Source organism: Labrys okinawensis, assembly GCF_002982075.1.
GTDB classification, from domain to species: Bacteria; Pseudomonadota; Alphaproteobacteria; order Rhizobiales; family Labraceae; genus Labrys; species Labrys okinawensis_A.
In genome coordinates, this window is record NZ_PUEJ01000009.1 from 165,161 (window position 1) to 187,717 (window position 22,557).

Here is a 22,557-nt window from a genome sequence, read left to right on the forward strand (position 1 = left end):
AACGTGGTGGCCATGGCACCTGGATTGCTTCGCTGCGCTCGCAATGACGCCTGAGTCAAACATCGCGACTATTGGTATGAGAGGCTATTCCAGATTTTCAGGGCCGAAGCTCTCGGGCAGCAATTGGTCGAGCGTGAAGCTGCGGCGGACGCCTTCGGGACCGGCGACGTGAATGGGGGTCGACGGCGCAGCAAATTCGCGGATGCGCTGGCGGCAGCCCCCGCAGGGCGTGGTCAGGCCCGGCGCGTCGGGATGGGCATCGGTCCAGCCCAGCACCAGGATTTCGGCGATTCCCGTCTCGCCATCCGCCACCATGGCCGAGATGGCGCCCCCCTCGGCGCAAGCCCCGACGGGATAGGCGGCGTTCTCGACATTGCAGCCGGCATAGATCCGGCCCGAACGGCTGCGGATGGCCGCTCCCACCTTGAAGCGCGAATAGGGCGCGTGCGCCTTCTCGCGCACGGCCCTGGCGGCTTCGAACAGATCGGCGAGCGCGTCCATCAGCGTTCCTTGAGGTAGGGGATGCCCGCGGCCTTGGGCGGGGTCGCCGCACCGACGAAGCCGGCCAGCATCAGCACGGTGAGAATGAAGGGCAGCGCCGAGATCAGCTCCGAGGGCACCACAATGCCCCCGACGACGAAGCCCGAGCCCATGCGGATCGAGATGGCGTCGAGCAGGCCGAAGAGCAGGCAGGCGCCGAGTGCGGGCCAGGGCCGCCATTTGGCGAAGATCAGGGCGGCCAAGCCCATATAGCCGCGCCCGCCGGTCATGTTGGAGACGAAGGCGGCCGAGTCGGCCGTGGAGAGATAGGCGCCAGCGATGCCGGTCAGCAGGCCGCAGATCAGCACGGCCCGGTAGCGCAGCCAGGCCACCGAGATGCCAGCGGTGTCGACGGCCTGCGGGTTCTCGCCGACGGCGCGCAGGCGCAGGCCGAAACGGGTCTTGTAGAGGACCCAGGCCGTCACCGGCACGCAGATGAAGGCGAAATAGACCAGGACCGAATGGCCGGAGAGCACGTCGGCATAGAGTTCGCCGATCACCGGCACGCCCTTGATCGCCTCCGCTCCCGGCAGCGCGATCGGCTGGAAACGGCCATCGCCGCTGAGGCTGGGCGTGCGGCCGCCCTCGCCATACCAGGCATTGCCGATGAAGGCGGTCAAGCCGAGCGCCAGGATGTTGATGGCGACGCCGGAGACGATCTGGTTGCCGCGATAGCGGATGGAGGCGATGCCGTGCAGCAGCGCAAAGCCGATGGAGACGATGATGGCGGCCATCAGGCCGAGCCATGCCGACCCATAGGTCGCCGCGGTGACTGCGGCGGCGAAGGCGCCCACCAGCATCTTGCCTTCGAGGCCGATATCGACGATGCCCGAACGTTCCGAATAGAGGCCGGCGAGCGCGCAGAGCAGATAGGGCGTGGAAATGCGGATGGCAGCGGCCGCCACGCTGGCGAGCATGATCACGGTATCCATGGCGTCATGCTCCCTTGCCGGCGGGGGTGAACACTCGGAACAGGGCGGCGAGCTGCGGGCGGAACATGGTCTCGAGCGCGCCGACGAAGAGAATGATGATGCCCTGGATCATCACGATCATGTTCTTGTCGAAGACGGGGTTTTCGAAGGAGAGCTCCTGCCCGCCCTGGATCAGCGCGCCGAACAGGATGGAGGCGAGCACGATGCCGGCCGGATGGGAACGTCCCATCAGCGAAACCGCGATGCCGATGAAGCCGGCGCCGGCGGTATAGTCGATGATCATGCGGTGCTGTTCGCCCATAAGCACATTGGCGCCCATCAGGCCAGCCAGGCCTCCCGAGATCAGCATGGCGACGACGATGATTTTCGCGGGTGAAATGCCGGCATAGACGGCGGCCGTCTGGTTGTGGCCGACGGTGCGCATCGCATAGCCGAGCCGCGTGCGCCAGATCAGGGCCCAGACCAGCACGGCCGCGATCAGGGCGATCGGGAAGGCGAGATTGACGAGGGTGAGGTCGAGCTCGATGCCCATGCCGGCCAGGATGTCGCTGACCAACGGCATGCCCGTCGAATCGGGGAAGAGTTCGGACCTCGGCTCGCCGGAACCCGGCTTCATCATCACATTCACCAGCAGATACTGCACCAGCGCGGTGGCGATATAGTTGAACATGATGGTGGTGATGACGACGTGGCTGCCGCGCTTGGCCTGGAGATAGCCGGGAATGAAAGCCCAGGCGGCGCCGAAGACCATGCCGGCGACCATGCCGAGCGGGATGGCGAGGAACCAGGGCAGGCCGCCCAGATGCAGGCAGGCCCAGGCGATGCCGATGCCGGCGATCTGGCCCTGGCCGTCCGCGCCGATATTGAACAGGCCGGCGTGGAAGGCGACTGCCACCGCAAGGCCGGCGAAGATGAAGGTGGTGGCGTAATAGAGAGTGGTGCCCAGGGCGTTGGCGTCGCCGAACGCGCCGTCGATCATGGTGACGCCGACCGTCAAGGGGTCGGCGCCGACGATGATCCACACCGCGATGCCGGAGACGATGAAGGCCACCAAGACGTTGAGCAGAGGCAGGATGATGGTGTCGGCCCACCAGGGCAGGGTGACGAGGCTGGCGCCGCTGCGCCCGGAGAAGATCGCCCCCAGAAGGGCGCCGGCAGTGGTGGTCTGTCCGCTCATGCCGCCTCTCCCGAAACACCCGCCATCAGGAGGCCGAGGCCGTTCTCCGTGGCGTCCTTGGCCAGGCACTCGCCGGTGATGCGCCCGCCGCACATCACCAGGATGCGGTCGCTGAGGCCCATGATTTCATCGAGCTCGACCGAGACCACCAGAATGCCCTTGCCGGCATCGCGCATGCCGATCAGGCGGCGGTGAATGAATTCGATGGCGCCGATGTCGACACCGCGCGTCGGCTGCCCCACGATCAGCAGGGCCGGGTCGCGCTCCATCTCGCGGGCCAGCACGATCTTCTGGGCATTGCCGCCCGAGAAATTGGCCGTCTTCAGTTTCGGGTCGCGCGGACGCACGTCGAAACGTTCCATCTTGTCGGTGAGGTCGGCGATGATGCGCCGGTAATTGAGGAAGGGGCCGCTGCCGAGCTTGCGGTCCTTCTGATAGCCCAGGATCGCGCTTTCATAGGCGGCGAAGGGCTTGACCAGGCCCATCTTCATGCGGTCTTCGGGCACATGGGCCAGCCCGAGCTCTCGCAGCTCCGCCGGGTCCGCGGCAGCGGCATTGCTGCCCCGCAGCCTGATCTCGCCGGAAAAGACCGGCCGGATGCCGGCAATGGCTTCCAGCAGCTCCGACTGGCCGTTGCCGGCCACACCCGCGACGCCGACGATCTCGCCGGCGCGCACCGTGAAAGAGACGTCGTCGACGCGGGTAATGCCCTTTTCATCCTTCACGGTAAGGTTCTTCACCTCGAGGATGACGTCGCCAGGCTTGGCCTCTGCCTTGTCGACGCGCAGCAGCACGCGGCGCCCCACCATCAATTCGGCAAGCTCGGTGGGATTGGTCTTGGGGGTATCGACGGTGGCTACCATCTCGCCGCGCCGCATCACGGAGACGCGGTCGGTGATCGCCATAATCTCGCGCAGCTTGTGGGTGATCAAGAGGATGGTCTTGCCCTGTTCGCGCAGGACCTTGAGGATTTCGAAGAGCTGGTCGGCCTCGGCCGGAGTGAGCACACCGGTCGGCTCGTCCAGGATGAGGATGTCGGCGCCGCGATAGAGCGCCTTCAGGATCTCGACCCGCTGCTGGGCGCCGACGGGCAGTTCGCCCACCACGGCATCCGGATCGACCTCCAGGCGATAGCTCTTTTCCAGCCGTGCCAGTTCGGCGCGGGCATGCTCGCGCCCTTTTGCCAGCAGGCTGCCGCCCTCGGCGCCGAGCATGACGTTTTCCAGGACCGTGAACGGGTCCACCAGCATGAAGTGCTGGTGGACCATGCCGATGCCGGCATCGATGGCATCCTGGGAGGAGCGGATCGCCTTCGCGGCGCCGTTGACGTGGATTTCGCCGCTGTCGGCCTCGTAGAAGCCGTAGATGATCGACATCAGCGTGGATTTGCCGGCGCCGTTCTCGCCGATGATGCCGTGGATGGTGCCTCTCTCGACCACGAGGTCGATCGCCTTGTTGGCGTGGACGGGGCCGAAACGCTTGTCGATTTGCTTCAGTTCGAGGGCAGTTGCCAAAGGGAGCCTCGCGGGAGCAATAGGGGCCGATCCCGGATCGGCGAAGACGGCAGAGTATCGGCGAAAGGCAGCTCCACGGAGCCAGTGCAGTTCACTTGAGGAGAAACACTCCGAATTGCCCTAGCCCGGCTTGATCCGGCTATCCAGGAACCCCACGCGCAACCGGTCGGGGAGCTGGATTGCCGGGCAAGCCCGGCAATGACAAAGGTCGTGCAAACTCGAAGACGCTTAAGTAAACGGCACCAAATCCGGGGACCCGCCTTTCGCGCTACGAAAAACGGTTTGAAGCCTGCTCAGTTCACCGGGCAGACATTGTCCTTCTCGTAGTTATGTACCACCACCTTGCCGTCGGCGATGTCCTTGGTCACTGCCTCGATGGCGGCCTTGTTGGCGTCGGTGACCAGGGGCTTGTTGTTGTCGTCCATGGCCAGGGCTACGCCGCTGTCCTTGATGCCGAGCACGTGGGTGCCGGCCTTGAACTTGCCTTCCTCGCCGTCCTTGAAGCCCTGATAGATCGCCTCGTCCACCCGCTTGAGCACCGAGGTCAGCACCTTGCCGGGATGCAGGCCGTTCTGATTGGAATCGACGCCGATGCCGAGCTTGCCGCCGTCGGCAGCCGCCTGCAGCACGCCCAGGCCCGTCTGGCCGGCGGCGGCATAGACGATGTCGGCGCCCTGCGAGATCTGCGCCTTGGTGAGTTCGGCGCCGCGGCCGGGGTCGTTCCAGGCGGCGGGCGTGGTGCCGGTCATGTTCTGGATGACCTTGATCTGCGGATTGGCGGCCTTGGCACCCTGGACATAGCCGCAGCCGAAATTGCGGATGAGGGGCACGTCCATGCCGCCGATGAAGCCGATCGTGCCCGTCTTGGTGGTCTTGGCGGCGAGATAGCCGGCGAGATAGGAGCCTTCGTCGGCGCGGTAGACATAGGAAGCGACGTTGGGCAGGTCGACGACGCTGTCGACGATGCCGAAATGCACCTTCGGATAGGCCTTGGCCACCTTCGCCAGCACGTCCTCATAGGCAAAGCCCATCACGATGATGGGATCGTTGCCGTCCTTGGCAAAGCGGCGCAGCGCCTGTTCGCGCTGGGACGCATTGGTGATTTCAAAGTCGCGGTAGGTCTTGCCGCTTTCCTTCTTCCAGCGCTCGGCGCCGTTATAGGCTCCCTCGTTGAAGGACTTGTCGAATTTGCCGCCGAGGTCATAGATGACCGCCGGGCCAGGCTTGTCGGCAGCCTGTGCCGCGCCAAATCCCGCAGTGCCGGCCGCCAGCAGGACAGCCAGGCCAAGAAGGGTCGATTTCATCACGCTCTCCCGCGCTCGTTCTCGCTCTTGGATGGGGCCGCGCGGGAAAGGCTTCCCGTGCAGACCTTATGGTCAACATGGCATGCCGATTGCGCTATTGAGAAGAGGCGTTGTGCGGTTGCCCCTGATTTTCACATGGAATCAGGTGGGGAAACGCCGGTTGGAAATGAGGGTATGAGATGGCAAAGCTGGTCCGGCGCACTCTGGCGCTCGTCGCGCATGATCTGAAAAAGGACGAAATGGTCGAGTTCGCGCGCACGCACCGGACCATTCTGGCGCGCTTCAATCTCGTCGCCACCGGCACGACCGGCGGGCGCGTGCTGGCCGCCTGTCCGGAATTGTCGCTGACGCCGCTCAAGAGCGGTCCGCTCGGCGGCGACCAGCAGATCGGCGCCCTGATCGCCGAGGGGCAGGTGCATGGCCTGTTTTTCTTCGTCGATCCGCTCTCGCCCCTGCCGCACGATGTCGACGTCAAGGCGCTGACCCGGCTGGCGCTGGTCTACGACATCCCCATGGCCCTAAATGCCTCGACGGCGCACATGATCGTGGGCCAGTTGGTGGATTGAGGAGGGAGCGGCGAATGTCGCGCTCTCGCATCGAAGCCGTCATCTCGCCCGACCCTTAAGGTCAGCATCGATCCTCACAAAATACCCTCGAGCCGGACATAGCTGGCTTCCATGCCATGTTCCATGCCGGTTGCCAGCATCTGTTCGCGCACTGCGGCGCTGGGGAGGGTCATGCGTAGGGTCATCAGCGTGCCTGCGCCTTCCGCTTCCAGGCGGGTCTCGACATGGTTGTCCGGCGTGGGGTCGGGCAGATGCATGCGCTCGACATGCACGATGCGCCTATAGGGTTCGAGTTCGACATATTCGCCCGTCAGGTAGAAGCCGCCGCTCCCCGAGGCGTCCTGCCACTCGAAGCGGATTTTGCCGCCGGGCCGGGCCTCGCTGATGCAGACGGGCATGGTGTAGCCGTCCGGCCCCAGCATCCATTGCTGGATGAGCTTGGGTTCGGTGTGGGCGCGATAGACCGCCTCGGGCGGGGCGGCGAAGCGCCGGGTCACCACGACGTGGGTTTCGCCTTCGGTTCGGATCGTGAGCTTGGTCATGGGCTTTCCTCTTCTTTTTCAGGCAGTCCTTGGGCCAGGAGTGCGTCCAGCCGTTCGTAGTTGCGGGCCAGGGCCTCGCGCAGCATGCCTAGCCATTGGTCGATGGCTGCGATGCCTTCCGGGGCAAGCCGGCAGGGCCGTCTCGTTCCCTCCGCGCGGCGGACGATCAGTCCGGCGCCTTCGAGAACCTTGAGATGGCGCGAGATGGCGGGCTGCGTCATCGCGAAGGGCTCCGCCAGCTGCATCACCGTCGCTTCTCCGAGTGCCAGGCGGCTGAGGATGGCCCGGCGGGTCGGATCGGACAGGGCGGCAAAGGTGTTATCGAGGTCCGGCATCGCGGCTGCGCCTCCTTGATAAGTAGTTTATTATATAACAAAATTGTTATGGTCAAGCCGGTTTTTGCGCTACGCCATGGTCAGGGACGGCGGTAAAATCGAGTGACCGCGGATGCTGGCTGATGTATCGCTATATCGCCTGTTGGCTTGCCTCGGCCGGAGACGGTCGGCACTTCGTCCAAGAATTGTGACGAAGACGCAAATTCCTTAGCGGACAGGCAGCTTTCGCGCCTTGCGGCCTGTGAAAGCCCCCCTTATATACCCGCCGAACCCGTGATTAATCTCAACGCAGTCATGGAGTTTCCGATAGGGACCGGCCGGGTTCCTGAGGGCTTTCCCGGCCTAGGCGCTGCTGCTTCGGGGCGCGCCGGTCTGCTGAATAGGAAGGATGAGAACTATGGCTAAAGTTATTGGTATCGACCTCGGCACCACCAATTCGTGCGTGGCCGTCATGGAAGGCACGAGCGCCCGTGTCATCGAAAATTCCGAGGGCATGCGCACCACGCCCTCCATCGTCGCCTTCACCGACGATGGCGAGCGTCTCGTCGGCCAGCCGGCCAAGCGCCAGGCTGTGACCAATCCCGAGCGCACCTTTTTTGCGATCAAGCGCCTGATCGGCCGCACCTATGACGATCCGATGACCAAGAAGGACATCGGCCTGGTGCCCTACAAGATCGTGAAGGCCAACAATGGCGATGCCTGGGTTGAGGCGGACGGCAAGTCCTACTCCCCGTCGCAGATCTCCGCCTTCACCCTTCAGAAGATGAAGGAAACGGCCGAGGCTCATCTGGGTCAGCCGGTGACGCAGGCCGTCATCACGGTTCCCGCCTACTTCAACGACGCCCAGCGCCAGGCCACCAAGGATGCCGGCAAGATCGCCGGCCTGGAAGTGCTGCGTATCATCAACGAGCCGACGGCGGCTGCGCTGGCTTACGGTCTCGACAAGAAGAAGGCCGGCACCATCGCGGTCTATGACCTCGGCGGCGGCACTTTCGACGTCTCGATCCTGGAGATCGGCGACGGCGTGTTCGAGGTGAAGTCCACCAATGGCGACACCTTCCTCGGCGGCGAGGACTTCGACATGCGCCTGGTCGAATATCTGGCGGATGAGTTCAAGCGCGAGCAGGGCATCGACCTCAGGAAGGACAAGCTCGCTCTCCAGCGCCTGAAGGAAGCGGCTGAAAAGGCCAAGATCGAGCTGTCCTCGACCGCCCAGACCGAGATCAACCTGCCCTACATCACCGCCGACGCTTCGGGTCCGAAGCATCTGGCGCTCAAGCTCTCGCGCTCCAAGTTCGAGAGCCTGGTCGACGATCTGGTTCAGCGCACGGTCGAGCCATGCCGCAAGGCCTTGAAGGATGCCGGTCTGGCCGCTGGCCAGATCGACGAGGTGGTGCTGGTCGGCGGCATGACCCGCATGCCCAAGATCCAGGAAGTCGTGAAGCAGTTCTTCGGCAAGGAACCCCATAAGGGCGTCAACCCGGACGAAGTCGTGGCCATCGGCGCCGCCGTCCAGGCCGGCGTGCTGCAGGGCGACGTCAAGGACGTGCTGCTGCTCGACGTGACGCCGCTGTCGCTGGGCATCGAAACGCTGGGCGGCATCTTCACCCGTCTGATCGAGCGCAACACCACGATCCCGACCAAGAAGAGCCAGACCTTCTCGACCGCCGAGGACGGCCAGACGGCCGTGACCATCCGCGTCTTCCAGGGTGAGCGCGAAATGGCGGCCGACAACAAGGCTCTCGGCCAGTTCGATCTCGTCGGCATTCCGCCGGCGCCCCGCGGCATGCCGCAGATCGAGGTGACCTTCGACATCGATGCCAACGGCATCGTCAATGTCTCGGCCAAGGACAAGGCGACCGGCAAGGAGCAGCAGATCCGCATCCAGGCTTCCGGCGGTCTTTCCGATGCCGACATCGAGAAGATGGTCAAGGACGCCCAGGCCAACGCCGAGGAAGACAAGAAGCGGCGTGAGCTCGTCGAGGTCCGCAACCATGCGGATGCGGCGGTGCACCAGGCCGAGAAGTCGATCAAGGAGCTTGGCGACAAGATCTCCGAGGCCGACAAGTCGACCGTCGAGTCCGCGGTCACCGCTCTGAAGTCCGCGCTGGAAGGCGAGGATGCCGAGTTGATCAGGACCCGCACCAACGACCTGCAGCAGGCTGCCATGAAGCTGGGCGAGGCCCTGTATCAGCAGCAGCAGGCGGCCGGCGCGGCGGAGGGTGAGGCCGGCACGAAGAACGACGATGTTGTTGACGCCGACTTCGAGGAAGTCGACGACGACAAGAAGCGTGCGTAATCTCTGACGATCGTGTGTGAGCCCTCGCCAAACGGCGCGAACCCTCGCGGTTCGTGCCGGGTATGGCGGGGGCTTTCGCACACCTTCAGGAGCAAGGTGCATTCAAGCGGAAGCATCCTTCGCTCGAACTGGTTGTTTCAACACGTCTTGTGAGCGCCGGCGCGTTGCCGCCCTTCGCAAGACGCTTTCGCTGGGATGCTTTGAGCGATTCCGATGGCCAAGCGTGACTATTACGAAGTGCTCGAGGTTACTCGCGAAGTAACCGACGTCGAACTCAAGGCTGCTTTCCGCAAGCAGGCCATGAAGCATCACCCGGACCGCAATGCCGGTGACAAGGAAGCGGAGGCCAAGTTCAAGGAAGTGAACGAGGCCTATGAAGCCCTGAAGGACCCGCAGAAGCGCGCGGCCTATGACCGCTTCGGCCATGCCGCTTTCGAGCAGGGCGGCATGGGCGGCGGCGGAGGCGGCTTCGGCGGTGGCGGAGGCTTCGGTTCCTTCTCCGACATCTTCAACGACATCTTCGAGGATCTGGCCGGGCGCGGGCGCGGGCGCAGCAATTCGGGCGGGCGCGAGCGCGGCGCGGATCTGCGCTACAACATGGAGATCACGCTGGAGGAGGCCTTCAACGGCAAGACCGCCACCATCAAGATCCCGACATCCGTCACCTGCGACGCCTGTTCCGGTTCCGGCGCCAAGGCCGGCTCCAAGCCCAAGACCTGCGGAACCTGCGCCGGCCATGGCCGCGTGCGCGCCACCCAGGGCTTCTTCTCGATCGAGCGCACCTGCCCGACCTGTCAGGGCCGCGGCGAGGTCATCGACAATCCCTGTCCCTCCTGCGGCGGCGCCGGCCGCACCACGCGCGAGCGCACCCTCTCGGTCAACATTCCGGCCGGCGTCGAGGACGGCACGCGCATCCGCCTCGCCAATGAAGGCGAGGCCGGCGCGCGCGGCGGGCCATCGGGCGATCTCTACATTTTTCTGTCGCTGGCCCCCCACGAGTTCTTCCAGCGCGACGGCGCGGACCTGCATTGCCGCGTGCCGATCTCGATGGTGACGGCGGCTCTCGGCGGCGAATTCCAGGTGCCGACTGTCGATGGCGGCAAGGCCAAGGTGGCGGTGCCCGAGGGCACGCAGACCGGCCGGCAGGTACGCCTTCGCGGCAAGGGCATGCCGGTGCTGCGCTCGCGCGAGCATGGCGACATGTATGTGCAGCTCTTCGTCGAGACGCCCAAGAATCTCACGCGCCGCCAGCGTGAATTGCTGGCCGAGTTCGACGCGCAATCGTCGAAGGAGACCCAGCCCGAAAGCGCCGGCTTCTTTGCCAAGGTCCGCGATTTCTTCGACGGGCTCGGACAGTAAGCCTGGGAGCGCGGACTTCCAGTCCGCTCCTGGAAACACGGCATCTGCGAAGAGAGGAAGAGCGGATATCGCGACATGTCCGAATGTCGCCGAAAAGTCCGCGCTCCCGGGAAAGTCCATGAATCTTCTGATTTTCGGCCTCGGCTACACCGCCTCGCATTTCGCTGCCCGCTACGGCGAGCGCTTCGCCAGGATCAGCGGCACTTTCCGCTCGACGGCGCCCCACGAAAAGCTGCCGGATCTGCCTGGTGTGACGCGGCTGGCCTATGACGGCCTTGCCGGCTCGCCGGCCGTCGAAACGGCGATTGCCGAAGCGACTCACATTCTCACCTCCATTGCCCCCGACGATGACGGCGATCCCGTCTTGCGGCATTTCGCTGCCGCCCTGCGGCAGGCGCCGAAGCTGCAATGGATCGGCTATCTCTCCACCGTCGGGGTCTATGGCGATGCCGGCGGCGCGTGGATCGATGAGGCCGCACCTTTGCGCCCGACCATGGCGCGCAACGCCATGAGGGTGGATGTCGAGAAGGAATGGCTCGAGCTCGGCCGCGGCAAGGCCGTGCCCGTGCAGCTTTTCCGGCTGGCCGGCATTTACGGGCCGGGACGCAACGCCGTCGTCAATCTGAAGCGCGGCACCGCCCGGCGCATCGTCAAGCCGGGGCAGGTGTTCAACCGTATCCATGTCGAGGACATCGCCGGCGCCGTCGCCGCCGGCATGGAAAAGCCGTTGGCGGGGCCGGCCTTCAACGTCACCGACAATGAGCCGGCGCCGCCCCAGGACGTGGTCACCTATGCGGCCGAATTGCTCGGCCTGACGCCGCCGGCCGAGATCGCTTACGACGAGGCGCAGATGACGCCGATGGCCCGCTCCTTCTATGGCGAGAACAAGCGTGTCTCGAACCGCCGGGTTCGCGAGGAGCTTGGCTACACGCTGCGCTATCCGACCTATCGCGAGGGCATCCGCGCCTGTGTCGACGCGGATGCGTGAGGGTTTTTCGCGGCCGCGACGATAACAAGGCCGCTCAGGTAGCCCTTGCCCGGTTCATTGCGGAATGATCGGCCGTGTGCTGCCGATCGGCCTTCCCGGCCGGCCGGGACGGAAGACTGGCTTCGGCCGCGGGCCGCCATGATGGGGAGGCCTCACGCCTGGCGGGTGAACGCCTGGCGGGCGGACCACCGGAGGGCGCGTCCCGGGCGGACCGATGACGGGGGGACGTGGGCGCCAGCCCGGCCCATGATGCGGCGGCCGTGGCCGGCCATGGCCCCACCAGGTGTTATACCAGGGACGGCGCGCATAATAGCGATCCCAATAGGCATAGCTGAAGACGATGGCAGGGATCGCCAGCGCACCGATGCCGACATTGCGGTTCGCGGCGGCCGACAGATATTTGTTCGCCGACCATCCCCGCTCGCCCCGCACGGAAATGTCGCACCAGGAGCGATCGCTGAGGCAGCCATGAATGAGCACGGCTTCGCCCGGCCGCAATGTGGTGACGGCGGGATATTGGGTGCCGGGGCCGGCACGCAGATTGACATTGGCGGTGGCATAACCCCGCACGGCTGCCTGTGCTCCGCCCGCCAGCAGGAAGATGCCGCCGCTGGCGAAGATGACGATGAGCAAAGTCCGCAGGAGCGGGATACGAATGAGGATGCCCGTCAGACCGGGCTGAAATAAGGGCATGATGCAACCCCATGCGGTATAAGCCGCCCTGCGGGAAAGCCGGAGCGGCCCGAGGGGCCGACAATGCAACGCGCGGGCCTCTTCGCCAAGCGGGCAAGACGACTAATTCGGTATTATTCGGTAGGGTGCCGATGATGGCGGGTCAGAGCGACGCCGACAGATCGGTCAGGAAGCCGGCAATGTCATCCGTGACATAGTCGATATGCTCGGCTTGCACGCGTTCGATTTCCCAGGCATCGCGCACGATCTCGATATCCTGCTTGGGAACCACCAGGACGGTACGCATGCCTCGCTCATGCGGCACGACCAGATTGCGGGAGAGGTCTTCGAACATCACGGCTCGGCTGGGATCGACGTCGTGGCGGGCGAAGAAGCTCGCATAGGTGTCGGCCGCCGGCTTGGGCAGATAATTGGCCGAGACGATGTCGAAGACATCGGCGAAATGCTCCTCGACGCCCAGGCGTTTGACGATGTTCAGGGCGTGCCGGGTGGTGCCCGAGGTGAAGATCAGCTTGCGCCCGGGCAGCAGGCTGAGCGCTGTGCCGAGCAGCGGGTTGGGCTCCAGCGGCGAATGATCGATGTCATGCGCGAATTCGAGGAAATGCGCGGGATCCAGACCCTCGTCGATCATCAGGCCGCGCAGCGACGTCCCGTAGCGGTGATAGTAGTATTTCTGCAGCCCGCGCGCCGTGAGCCCGTCGACGCCGTAGTAATTCGCCATCCAGGTGGTGATGCGGTTGTCGACCTGCTCCCACAGATTGGCATGATGAGGATAGAGCGTGTTGTCGAGATCGAAGACCCATGTGTCGACATGGGCGAAGTCCCGGGCAAAATCCGCCGCCAGCTTTTCCCTGATTGTTGCTACGCTCTGATCCATGTTCGTCTCTACCATCCTTATGGCAGCATCGGGTGGCAAAGTTAAGGATGGATTGCCTGGCGGCCGGCCAAAATGTCCGAATGCGGATAGCCAGGAACCTTCGCCTGTAACAACGCTTCTCCGCTCGACGTAGCAGGTTGAGGTTGTGCCACGTCCTCTCAGGTTGGTCGAAAGGCTTCACGCTATGCAGGCGGCCCTGCTCTACGTCTTCCGTAAGAACGCCATCATCACCTTCGCTTTCATGGGCATCTTCGGCGGGATGTTCGCCGTCAGCTCCTACAACCTGCTGGAGCTATTCCGAGCCAATTTTAATTACATCACGAGTTATGGCGTCATGGGTCTGATAGAAGGCGGCATACGGCAGTTTCTAGAGCTGGTATTCTATGGCTATGTCAGTATTGCCTGCTACATTCTCTTCAAGGGCTGCCTCTATGGCCTGCTGGACAGGGTCAGCAGGCACTGACGCGCCTCAGCGCCGGATCAGCGTACCCGCGCCGTGATTGGTGAGGAGTTCCAGCAGCACGGCATGCGGCACCTTGCCGTCCATGATCACCACCGCCTCGACGCCCTTTTCGAGGGCATAGATGCAGGTTTCGACCTTGGGGATCATGCCGCCGGTGATGGTGCCGTCGGCGATCAGGCGGCGGATGCCTTCCACGTCGATTTCCTCGATTAGGTTCTTGTCCTTGTCGAGAATGCCCGGCACGTCCGTCATCAGCAGGAGACGGGTCGCGCCGAGCGCCCCGGCGATGGCACCGGCGAACGTATCGGCATTGACGTTGAAGGTGCCGCCGTCATCCGACGCGGCCACCGGCGCCAGCACCGGAATGATCTGCGAATGGATGATCTGGTCGAGCACGGTGGTGTCGACCTTGTCCGGCTCGCCCACGAAGCCGAGATCGACCACCTTCTCGATGGCGGAATCCGGGTCGTAGATCGTGCGCGTCGCCTTTTTGGCCGTGAGCATGCGGCCATCCTTGCCGGAAAGGCCGACCGCGCGGCCGCCGGCGGCGTTGATGAAGCCGACGAGCTGCTTGTTGATCGAGCCTGCCAGCACCATTTCCACCACCTCGACGCTGGCGGCGTCGGTGATGCGGTGTCCGGCGGCAAATTCCGACTGGATGCCGAGGCGCTTCAGCATTTCCGAGATCTGCGGGCCGCCGCCATGCACCACCACCGGATTAAGGCCGGCCTGTTCGAGCAGCACGATGTCGCGCGCGAAGTCGCGGGCCACCTGTTCGCTGCCCATGGCATGGCCGCCATATTTGACGACGATGGTGGCATCGTCGTGCTGCTGCATGTAGGGCAGGGCTTCGGAGAGGACTTCAGCCTTGTCGTGGACGCTCAAATTAGGGCTCATGATGCGGGATCCGAAAGAGACTGGAAGCGCTTTTACAGCATGTTGCGGGCATGAAAAGAGGCGATTGCGCCAAATCGCAAGATGCCCCGGCGGTCATTCCATCGCCATCGACGCTGGTTCCACCTTGGTTCGCAGCGGCCGCTCTTCCATGCGCAGCAGAGCGCAAAGCGTGGCGAGCGATCCGAAGGCCGCGGCCAGGAACACCCAGCGGAATACCGAGCCGATGTCGCTGCCGGCGGCAGCGATCGATTTCGCCAATGTCTCGATGGTGACGTTGGCGGCGAGATCGGCCGGCAGGCCTCCCATCACGATGGCGCCGAACACTGCGACGATCAGGGCGCCGCCGAGCGAGCGGAAGAAGTTCATGGCCCCGGTGGCCGTGCCCATCTGGTGCTGCAGCACGGCGTTCTGGATCGCGACCGTGGTGACCGGCAGCATGGTGCCGATGCCGAGCGAGGCGGCCGTCAGCAGGATCTCGAGCACCGCCAGGGGCAGGGCCTGCGGGTTGATCGCGATCAGGCCAAAGCAGACGGTCGAAACGGCAAGCCCGATCAGCGGTGGGCGCTTGTAATGCGTGATGCGCGCCATCAGCCGGCCCGACAGCGTTGCCCCCGTGACGGTGCCGACCATCATCGGGATCAGGGCGAGGCCCGATTGGCTCGCCGTCAGGCCATAGATGCCTTCCAGCAGGATCGGCATGTAGATCGTCATGCCGATGAAGACGCCCATGCCGAAACAGGCGGCGATGGTGCCCGCCGCCACCACCGGATTGGCGAGGATTTCGGTGGGGATCAGCGGCTCCGGCGCCGTGCGCAGGCGAATGACGAAGGCGATCCAGAACAGGGCGGAGAGGCCGAACAGGCCGAGGATCGGCGCGGAGGTCCAGGCGTAATGCGGCCCGCCCAGGCTGAGGGCGAGCAGCAGGGCGATGGTGGCCACTGCCATCAGCCCCGATCCGAGAAAATCGAGCCTGTGCGGCCTTTCATGGCGCGGCAGTTTCCTGAGCACCGAGTTCGTCATCCAGAACGCAAGCAGGCCGAGCGGCAGATTGATCCAGAAGATCACCGACCAGTGGAGCTTTTCGGCCATGAAACCGCCGAGCACGGGGCCGGCGATGCTCGAGGAGACGAAGACGGTGGCAAAATAGGCCTGGTAGCGGGCGCGCTCGCGTGGCGGGATGATATCGGCGATGATGGTCTGGGCCAGCGAGATCAACCCGCCTCCGCCAAGGCCCTGCAGGGCTCGCGCCAGGATCAAGGTCAGCATGGTCGGGGCGAGGGCGCACAGGCTCGAGCCCGCCACGAAGGTGCCGATCGCCACCAGCAGCGTCACGCGGCGGCCGGCGATATCGGCCATCTTGCCGTAGAGCGGCGTCACCGCCGTCGAGGTCAACAGGTAGATGGTGACGACCCAGGGCAGGTTCTCGAAATCGCCGAGCACGCGGCCGATCGTCGGCATCGCCGTGGCGACGATGGTCTGGTCGAGCGCCGCAAGGAACATCGCCACCAGCACGCCGATGATGATCGAGCGTATCTCGTGGGGGCTCAGCGCGGAACTGGCCGGTGCGGACTGGGTCATGACTGCTTTCCGGAAGCCCGGTCGCGGCTTCCTATCGTATGCGGAGTTTCTTGCGCATTCCTCCCGCTCACGGCCTTGGACGACAAAGAGGAATGTGCCTGGAGCGGAAAGAAGAGGCGGGCCCGAAGACCCGCCTCTTCCTGCAAATGGCCTGGAGGGGGCCTTCAACGACCCGCTGTCGAAAATCGGTGAGCGTTTATTCGGCGGCCTCGCGGGTCGGCGCCGGAATCGGCTGCAGGTCGAGCGGCAAACGGCGCTCGGCCTCGCCGATATAATCGCGCGTCAGCGGTACGGCGTTGATCGATTTCGCCACCTGGATCTGGAAGACCATGTGGCCGCCCCAGCGGAAGGTGGCCTCGGAGGCCGCCAGATACATGTCCCACATCCGGCAGAAGCGCTCGTCATAGAAGGAACGGATCTGGTCGCGATGATGGTTGAAGCGCTCGCGCCAATGCTTGAGCGTCTCCGCATAGTGGAGCCGGAGGATCTCGATATCGGTGACGATAAGCCCGGCGCGTTCGATCGCCGGCAGCACTTCCGAAAGCGCCGGCGAATAGCCGCCGGGGAAGATATATTTCTGGATCCAAGGATTGGTGGCGCCGGGTCCGTCGGAACGGCCGATGGCATGCACGAGGCCCACACCGTCCTCGTTCAGCAAGGCGGCGATCTTGCGGAAATAGGCATCGTAATGGTTGACGCCGACATGCTCGAACATGCCGACGGAGACGATGCGGTCGAATTTCCGGTCGAGGGCGCGGTAGTCGATCAGCTCGAAGCGCACGCGATCGGCAATGCCGGCGGCCTGGGCCCGGGCGTTGGAAACCCGGTGCTGCTCCTCCGACAGGGTGATGCCGGTGACATCCGCCTTGGTCACATCGGAGATGTAGAGGCCCATGCCGCCCCAGCCCGAGCCGATGTCGAGGACCTTCACGCCGGGCTTGAGCAGCAGCTTGGCGGCGATATGCCGCTTCTTGTAAGCCTGCGCTTCTTCCAGCGTGATGTCGAGGCTAGGAAAATAGGCACAGCTATACTGCCGGTCGGCATCCAGGAAGAGGTCGAACAACTCGTCCCTGAGATCGTAGTGATGGGCGACGTTGTTCTTCGACTTTCCGGCCGGATTATACTGAGCGATGCGCCGGCCGATCTTGCGGGCGGTCGAGGCGAGATTGCTCAGCGGCCCGATCGAGGTGGACCAGCCGATATTCTGCATGAACAGGGCGAGCATATCGTAGACATCGCCCTTTTCAAGGACGAGGCGTCCATCCATGAAGGCTTCGCCCACTTCCAGTTCAGGATTGGTGAGAAGCTTCCAGGCTGTTGCCTTGTCCACAATTCGAATGGTGCTCGAAAAACCCTGGCCGGTCCCGTAGGTATGAATATGGCCTTCAGGATCAATAACCGTAAGTGCACCCTTATTAATCAGGCGCTTCAACATAGTATCGAGAATAAACATCTGCGAAAACCCCAGCGGATTCGCATCGCGGGAGCCCACTCGGTCGCCTGCGGCACGTGTCACGCAGGGAGGACCACCATTTGCCGGCTGGCAGATTCGACACGATCCGTTCCCAAATTGAACGCAATTTGAGCAGGGATGCAATTGTTTTTCTGCCCACCCTAAACAAAATCAAAAAGCGCGACACGATGCCGCCTTCGAATATTTCCCCGGAATCAGAATTCGGCCCGTCGTCGTGGGGCGGCAATTGATGCCGGCGCGCATTTTACCGTTGCGCTCTGTCGAATGCTTTCTATGATGCGCGTCCGCTAATTTGTCTGAGGAATGCGCAGCGTGTCTCCTACTCCCCTCCGCCTTGCCCAATTGCGCCACCAGGGCCGTCGCGCCGTCGCCGCCACCAGCGAAGGCGTTTCGCGCCTCATTCGCGACACCGCGACAGTGCTGGACCTCGCCAATGCCGCGATCGCTTCGGGTCACGGCCTGCGGGCCGAGATCGAAAAGCGCGGCCTGGGCGAAACCGTCGACCTTGCGGCCGCTCTTGCTGCCGGTGAGGTGCTGGCGCCGATCGATCACCCCGATCCCAGCCATGTCATGGTCGCGGGCACCGGCTTGACCCATCTCGGCAGCGCCGAGGGACGCGACAAGATGCATCAGGACCTCGCCGACCTGTCGAAGGCCACGGACTCCATGAAGATGTTCCGCATGGGGCTCGACGGGGGGCGGCCGGCACCCGGCAAGGAAGGCGTGCAGCCCGAATGGTTCTACAAGGGCGATGGCTCGACGCTGATTCCCCCGCAGGGCAGTCTGCCGTCGCCGTCCTTCGCCCTCGACGCCGGCGAGGAACCGGAACTGGCCGGCATCTATGTCAACGGCCCGGACGGAACGCCGTGGCGCATCGGCTTCGCGCTCGGCAACGAGTTTTCCGATCACGTCACCGAACGGCAGAACTATCTCTATCTCGCCCATTCCAAGCTGCGCGTTTCCGCCATCGGGCCGGAGCTCCTGGTCGGCGAAGCGCCCGCCGATATCCGCGGCACCTCGCGCATCCTGCGCCAGGGCAAGGTGATCTGGGAAAAGCCCTTCCTCACCGGTGAAGCGAACATGTCGCATACCATCGCCAATCTCGAGGGCCATCACTTCAAATACCAGCTCTTCCGCCGGCCCGGCGACGTCAATGTGCACTATTACGGCACGGCGACGCTGAGCGTCTCCGACGGCGTGGTGACGGAACCCGGCGACGTCTTCGAGATCTCGGCCGAGCCGTTCGGGCTGCCCCTGGCCAATCCGATCGGGCGCGTGGATGCGCCGTGGCCGGTGGTGAAGGTGCTGTGAGTCTTACAATTTCCTTCGGATGACGAACTAGCCTCCAAGCCGTCATTGCGAGCGCAGCGAAGCAATCCAGAAGCCGGGAAACGAGGTTCCTGAAGGTACTGGATTGCTTCGCTGCGCTCGCAATGACAAATCTGACCTGAAAGCGTCGAATCTCAGGCGAAATACTGCCCGAGAATGCGCTGATAGATCCGGGTCAGGCTTTCCAGGTCGAGGATATCAACGCGCTCGTCGATCTGGTGCATCGTCTTGCCGACCAGGCCGAACTCCACCACCGGGCAGACATTCTTGATGAAGCGGGCATCCGAAGTGCCGCCCGAGGTCGACAGCACAGGCCGGCGGCCGGTTTCCGCTTCGATCGAGGAGACGATCGCATCGACGAAGGCGCCGGGCGGGGTGAAGAAGGATTCGGAAGCCGAGCGTTCGAAGGCGAGATCGTAGGCCACCTCGTTGCCGGCGGCGCCGTCGAGCTTGGCGCGTATCCATTCCTCCAGGCTTTGCCGGGTCCAGCGATCGTTGAAACGGATATTGAAGGTCGCCCTGATATCGGCTGGGATGACGTTGAAGGCTGGATTGCCGACATCCACCGACACCACTTCGAGATTGGAAGCATCGAAATGGTCGCTGCCCTGGTCGAGTTCGCTCTGGGTGAGGGCGGCCAGCAGGCGCACCATCTGCGGCACGGGGTTCATGGCCAGATGGGGATAGGCGACATGCCCCTGCTTGCCATGCACGGTGATGATGCCCGACAGCGAGCCGCGCCGGCCGATCTTGACCATGTCGCCGAGGGCCTCGGGGTTGGTCGGCTCGCCGAGGATGCAATGGCCGATGCGGTCGCCCTTGGCGACGGCCCAGTCCAGCAGCTTCACCGTGCCGTTGATGGCCGGGCCTTCCTCGTCGCCGGTGATCAGGAAGGCAATCGGCGCCTCGGGATGGGCATCGAGATGACGCAGGCTCGCCGCGACGCTGGCGGCGACGCCGCCCTTCATGTCCACCGCGCCGCGGCCGTAGAGCTGCCCGTTGACGATATCGCCCGAAAAGGGCTGATGACGCCAGCGCGCTTCGTCGCCCGGCGGCACCACGTCGGTATGGCCGGCGAACATCAGGGCCGGCCTGTCCGGCGGCCCGACGCGGGCGTAGAGATTGAGGACATCCGGCGTATCCTCGTCGCTGAACGGCACCAGATGGGTGGCGAAGCCGTTTGCCTGCAGCACATCGGCCAGCAGCGTCAGGGCGCCGCCTTCGGCTGGCGTGACGGACGGACAACGGATGAGGGCTTGGGTGAGGGCGACGGGATCGCGGGGATCGAAGCTGAGATCAGTCATGGGGCGTTTGGGGGGGGGCGGGTCTTCAGACCCGCCTCTTTCTTGACAAATGATGCAGTTCCAGGCGGGTCTGAAGACCCGCCCCCCGATGCGGATCAGTGGTTTCCGTCGCGCAGCAATTCGTTGATGCTGGTCTTGGAGCGCGTCTGCGCATCGACCGTCTTGACGATCACGGCGCAATAGAGCGAGGGGCCGGGGCGGCCGTCCGGCAGGGGCTTGCCGGGCAAGTTGCCGGAGACCACCACCGAATAGGGCGGCACATAGCCCTTGTAGGTCTGGCCGGTGGCACGATCGATGATGGTGGTTGAGGCGCCGATATAGACGCCCATCGAGATCACCGAGCCTTCGCCGATGATCACACCCTCGACCACTTCCGAACGGGCGCCGATGAAACAGTCGTCCTCGATGATGGTCGGGTTGGCCTGCAGCGGCTCGAGCACGCCGCCGATGCCGACCCCGCCGGAGAGATGCACGTTCTTGCCGATCTGGGCGCAGGAGCCGACGGTCGACCAAGTGTCCACCATGGTACCGGTGGAGACATAGGCGCCGAGATTGACGAAGGAGGGCATCAGCACCACGCCCGGCGCGATATAGGCCGAGTGGCGCACCACGCAATTGGGCACGGCGCGGAAGCCGGCCTGGCGGAATTCGGTCGCGCTCCAGCCTTCGAACTTGGAGGGAACCTTGTCCCACCACAGGGTGCCGCCCGGGCCGCCGGCAATGGTGGTCATGTCATTGAGGCGGAAGGAGAGCAGCACCGCCTTCTTCAGCCATTGATGGGTGTGCCAGGATTCACGGCCGGTCGCGCCGGGAACCTTCTCGGCCACGCGCAGCTTGCCTTCATCGAGCAGGCCGAGCGTATGGTTGACGGCTGCCCGGATCTCGCCCTTGGTCTCGAAATTGCACTGGGCCCGGTCTTCCCAGGCGGCGTCGATCACGGTCTGCAGGCGGGCGATTTCCATGGCGTCTCCTCACATAATCCCGGCGCAAATGCCGCGCGAAAGCCGGAACTGTCAAGTTCCAGACCGTCCTGAAATGGCCTAATCCCGCTCGTGTCGCCATCGAGGCGACAAAGGGCTTGACGGCGCGGGGCATCATTGCTGGTCTGCCCGCTCGATTGTTCCCTTTTGAGGTTTGCCATGTCCAGTTCCTCCGAGAGCCATTCCAAGCGTCTCGACAAGCTCGCCGAGACGGCCGTGAAGGTCGGCCTCGGCCTCGCGCCCGGCCAGGAATTGGTGATGACGGCCTCGATCGAGGCCCTGCCGCTGGTGCGCCGGATCACCGAACACGCCTACAAGGCCGGCGCCAGCCTGGTCACCACACTGTTCTCCGACGAGGAATCGACGCTGGCGCGCTACCGCTTCGCGCCCGACGGGGCCTTCGACACCGCGCCGGGCTGGCTGTTCGACGGCATGGCCGCGGCCTTCGATCGCGGCGCCGCCCGCCTCGCCATCGCCGGCGAGGACCCCTCGCTGCTGGCGGGCCAGGATCCGGCAAGGATCGCGCGCGCCAATCAAGCGCGCTCGGCTGCCTACAAGCCGGCGCAAAAACGCATCGTCGGCTTCGACATCAACTGGAACATCGTCTCCTACGCCTCCGCCGCCTGGGCCAAGGCCGTGTTCCCCAACGAGCCGGAGGAGATTGCCGTCGCCAAATTGTGGGACGCCATCTTCGCCGCCTCCCGCATCGATTCGAACGATCCGGTCGCCGCCTGGGCGGAGCATAACCGCAATCTGCACGCCCGCGCCGCCTATCTCAACGACAGGCGCTATGCCGCCCTCCATTATACCGGGCCGGGTACCGACCTCACCATCGGCCTTGCCGACGGGCATGAATGGCTCGGCGGCTCCTCCAAGGCCAAGAACGGCATCACCTGCAATCCCAACATCCCCACCGAGGAAGTCTTCACCACGCCGCATCGCGACCGGGTGAGCGGCCATGTCTCCGCGACCAAGCCCCTGTCCTATCAGGGCACGCTGATCGACAAGATCACCGTGCGTTTCGAGGAAGGGCGTATCGTCGAGGCCGACGCCGCGACCGGCAAGGATGTTCTCGCCAAGGTGCTGGATACCGATGCGGGGGCCCGGCATCTGGGCGAAGTCGCGCTGGTACCGTTTTCCTCGCCGATCTCCCAGAGCGGCCTGTTGTTCTACAACACGCTGTTCGACGAGAATGCCGCCAGCCACATCGCGCTCGGACAGTCCTACAGCCAGTGCTTCGTCAATGGCGGGTCGCTAGGCCCGGAAGAGTTGGCGGCGCGCGGCGCCAACAACAGCCTGATCCATATCGACTGGATGATCGGTTCCGGCGAGATCGATATCGACGGCATCGGCGCCGACGGCAAGGCCGAGCCGCTGATGCGCAAGGGCGAGTGGGTATAGCCGAT

Annotated in this window: 21 protein-coding genes; 7 read left to right on the top strand and 14 right to left on the bottom strand. The window is 64.2% G+C overall.

Annotated features, from left to right (window positions below; genetic code table 11):
- Positions 1 to 84: 84 nt before the first annotated feature.
- The 5 genes from C5L14_RS22740 to C5L14_RS22760 form a co-directional block, all read right to left on the bottom strand.
- Positions 85 to 501 (bottom strand): cytidine deaminase, encoded by a 417-nt coding sequence (locus tag C5L14_RS22740; protein WP_105864361.1) that lies wholly within the window; start codon positions 499 to 501, stop codon positions 85 to 87.
- Complete coding sequence (locus tag C5L14_RS22745; protein WP_105864362.1) at positions 501 to 1,472, bottom strand: ABC transporter permease; 972 nt, start codon at positions 1,470 to 1,472, stop codon at positions 501 to 503. Before C5L14_RS22745 ends, C5L14_RS22740 begins: the two co-directional genes overlap by 1 nt.
- A 4-nt stretch (positions 1,473 to 1,476) precedes the next feature.
- Entirely contained in the window at positions 1,477 to 2,649 is a 1,173-nt protein-coding gene (locus tag C5L14_RS22750; protein ID WP_105864363.1) for an ABC transporter permease, read from the bottom strand.
- The gene (locus C5L14_RS22755) at positions 2,646 to 4,163 is read right to left on the bottom strand and encodes an ABC transporter ATP-binding protein (RefSeq protein ID WP_105864364.1); all 1,518 of its coding nucleotides are present in this window, start codon (positions 4,161 to 4,163) and stop codon (positions 2,646 to 2,648) included. Before C5L14_RS22755 ends, C5L14_RS22750 begins: the two co-directional genes overlap by 4 nt.
- Before the next feature lie 293 nt (positions 4,164 to 4,456).
- The gene (locus tag C5L14_RS22760) at positions 4,457 to 5,467 is read right to left on the bottom strand and encodes a BMP family lipoprotein (RefSeq protein WP_105864365.1); all 1,011 of its coding nucleotides are present in this window, start codon (positions 5,465 to 5,467) and stop codon (positions 4,457 to 4,459) included.
- Between the two features lie 179 nt (positions 5,468 to 5,646).
- On the opposite strand from C5L14_RS22760, the gene C5L14_RS22765 reads away from it, so the two are divergent.
- Complete coding sequence (locus C5L14_RS22765) at positions 5,647 to 6,033, top strand: methylglyoxal synthase (RefSeq protein ID WP_105864366.1); 387 nt, start codon at positions 5,647 to 5,649, stop codon at positions 6,031 to 6,033.
- A gap of 74 nt (positions 6,034 to 6,107) precedes the next feature.
- Here the strand turns inward: C5L14_RS22765 and C5L14_RS22770 are convergent, their stop codons facing one another.
- Both C5L14_RS22770 and C5L14_RS22775 read right to left on the bottom strand, forming a co-directional pair.
- Positions 6,108 to 6,575: an SRPBCC domain-containing protein gene (locus tag C5L14_RS22770; RefSeq protein ID WP_105864367.1), complete on the bottom strand. Its 468-nt coding sequence runs from the start codon at positions 6,573 to 6,575 to the stop codon at positions 6,108 to 6,110.
- Complete coding sequence (locus C5L14_RS22775) at positions 6,572 to 6,910, bottom strand: ArsR/SmtB family transcription factor (protein ID WP_105864368.1); 339 nt, start codon at positions 6,908 to 6,910, stop codon at positions 6,572 to 6,574. The genes C5L14_RS22770 and C5L14_RS22775 overlap by 4 nt, the downstream gene beginning before the upstream one ends.
- A 397-nt stretch (positions 6,911 to 7,307) precedes the next feature.
- Here C5L14_RS22775 and dnaK point away from each other — a divergent pair, with 397 nt between their 5' ends.
- From dnaK to C5L14_RS22790, 3 genes are all read left to right on the top strand, one after another.
- Entirely contained in the window at positions 7,308 to 9,209 is a 1,902-nt protein-coding gene (dnaK, locus tag C5L14_RS22780) for a molecular chaperone DnaK (protein WP_105864369.1), read from the top strand.
- Positions 9,210 to 9,422: 213 nt separating this feature from the next.
- Positions 9,423 to 10,568 (top strand): molecular chaperone DnaJ, encoded by a 1,146-nt coding sequence (dnaJ, locus tag C5L14_RS22785; RefSeq protein WP_105864370.1) that lies wholly within the window; start codon positions 9,423 to 9,425, stop codon positions 10,566 to 10,568.
- Positions 10,569 to 10,686: 118 nt separating this feature from the next.
- Complete coding sequence (locus C5L14_RS22790; protein WP_105864371.1) at positions 10,687 to 11,556, top strand: SDR family oxidoreductase; 870 nt, start codon at positions 10,687 to 10,689, stop codon at positions 11,554 to 11,556.
- A gap of 54 nt (positions 11,557 to 11,610) precedes the next feature.
- On the opposite strand, the gene C5L14_RS30865 is transcribed toward C5L14_RS22790, so the two are convergent.
- Together C5L14_RS30865 and C5L14_RS22800 are read right to left on the bottom strand one after the other, a co-directional pair.
- Complete coding sequence (locus C5L14_RS30865; protein ID WP_105864372.1) at positions 11,611 to 12,249, bottom strand: SH3 domain-containing protein; 639 nt, start codon at positions 12,247 to 12,249, stop codon at positions 11,611 to 11,613.
- 142 nt (positions 12,250 to 12,391) lie between these two features.
- Positions 12,392 to 13,126, bottom strand: a complete 735-nt coding sequence (locus tag C5L14_RS22800) for a pyrimidine 5'-nucleotidase (RefSeq protein WP_105864373.1) — start codon at positions 13,124 to 13,126, stop codon at positions 12,392 to 12,394.
- A 184-nt stretch (positions 13,127 to 13,310) separates the two neighbouring features.
- Here C5L14_RS22800 and C5L14_RS22805 point away from each other — a divergent pair, with 184 nt between their 5' ends.
- Positions 13,311 to 13,589: a hypothetical protein gene (locus C5L14_RS22805; RefSeq protein ID WP_105864374.1), complete on the top strand. Its 279-nt coding sequence runs from the start codon at positions 13,311 to 13,313 to the stop codon at positions 13,587 to 13,589.
- Positions 13,590 to 13,595: 6 nt separating this feature from the next.
- On the opposite strand, the gene argB is transcribed toward C5L14_RS22805, so the two are convergent.
- The 3 genes from argB to C5L14_RS22820 all read right to left on the bottom strand — a co-directional run bounded on the left by argB (position 13,596) and on the right by C5L14_RS22820 (position 17,517).
- Positions 13,596 to 14,486 (bottom strand): acetylglutamate kinase, encoded by an 891-nt coding sequence (gene argB, locus C5L14_RS22810; RefSeq protein WP_105864375.1) that lies wholly within the window; start codon positions 14,484 to 14,486, stop codon positions 13,596 to 13,598.
- Positions 14,487 to 14,579: 93 nt separating this feature from the next.
- Positions 14,580 to 16,064: an MDR family MFS transporter gene (locus C5L14_RS22815; RefSeq protein WP_105864376.1), complete on the bottom strand. Its 1,485-nt coding sequence runs from the start codon at positions 16,062 to 16,064 to the stop codon at positions 14,580 to 14,582.
- Between the two features lie 196 nt (positions 16,065 to 16,260).
- Positions 16,261 to 17,517 carry an SAM-dependent methyltransferase gene (locus C5L14_RS22820; protein ID WP_105864476.1) on the bottom strand — a complete coding sequence of 419 codons (1,257 nt, stop codon included), beginning with the start codon at positions 17,515 to 17,517 and terminating at the stop codon, positions 16,261 to 16,263.
- A 333-nt stretch (positions 17,518 to 17,850) separates the two neighbouring features.
- Here C5L14_RS22820 and araD1 point away from each other — a divergent pair, with 333 nt between their 5' ends.
- A complete protein-coding gene (araD1, locus tag C5L14_RS22825) occupies positions 17,851 to 18,849 on the top strand; it encodes an AraD1 family protein (protein WP_245443511.1) in 999 nt (332 codons plus the stop codon).
- Between the two features lie 152 nt (positions 18,850 to 19,001).
- Here the strand turns inward: araD1 and dapE are convergent, their stop codons facing one another.
- Positions 19,002 to 20,171 (bottom strand): succinyl-diaminopimelate desuccinylase, encoded by a 1,170-nt coding sequence (dapE, locus tag C5L14_RS22830; protein WP_105864378.1) that lies wholly within the window; start codon positions 20,169 to 20,171, stop codon positions 19,002 to 19,004.
- 95 nt (positions 20,172 to 20,266) lie between these two features.
- Complete coding sequence (gene dapD, locus C5L14_RS22835; RefSeq protein WP_105864379.1) at positions 20,267 to 21,133, bottom strand: 2,3,4,5-tetrahydropyridine-2,6-dicarboxylate N-succinyltransferase; 867 nt, start codon at positions 21,131 to 21,133, stop codon at positions 20,267 to 20,269.
- Between the two features lie 177 nt (positions 21,134 to 21,310).
- Between dapD and C5L14_RS22840 the strand changes: the two genes are divergently transcribed.
- Complete coding sequence (locus C5L14_RS22840) at positions 21,311 to 22,552, top strand: aminopeptidase (RefSeq protein WP_105864380.1); 1,242 nt, start codon at positions 21,311 to 21,313, stop codon at positions 22,550 to 22,552.
- Positions 22,553 to 22,557: the final 5 nt, after the last annotated feature.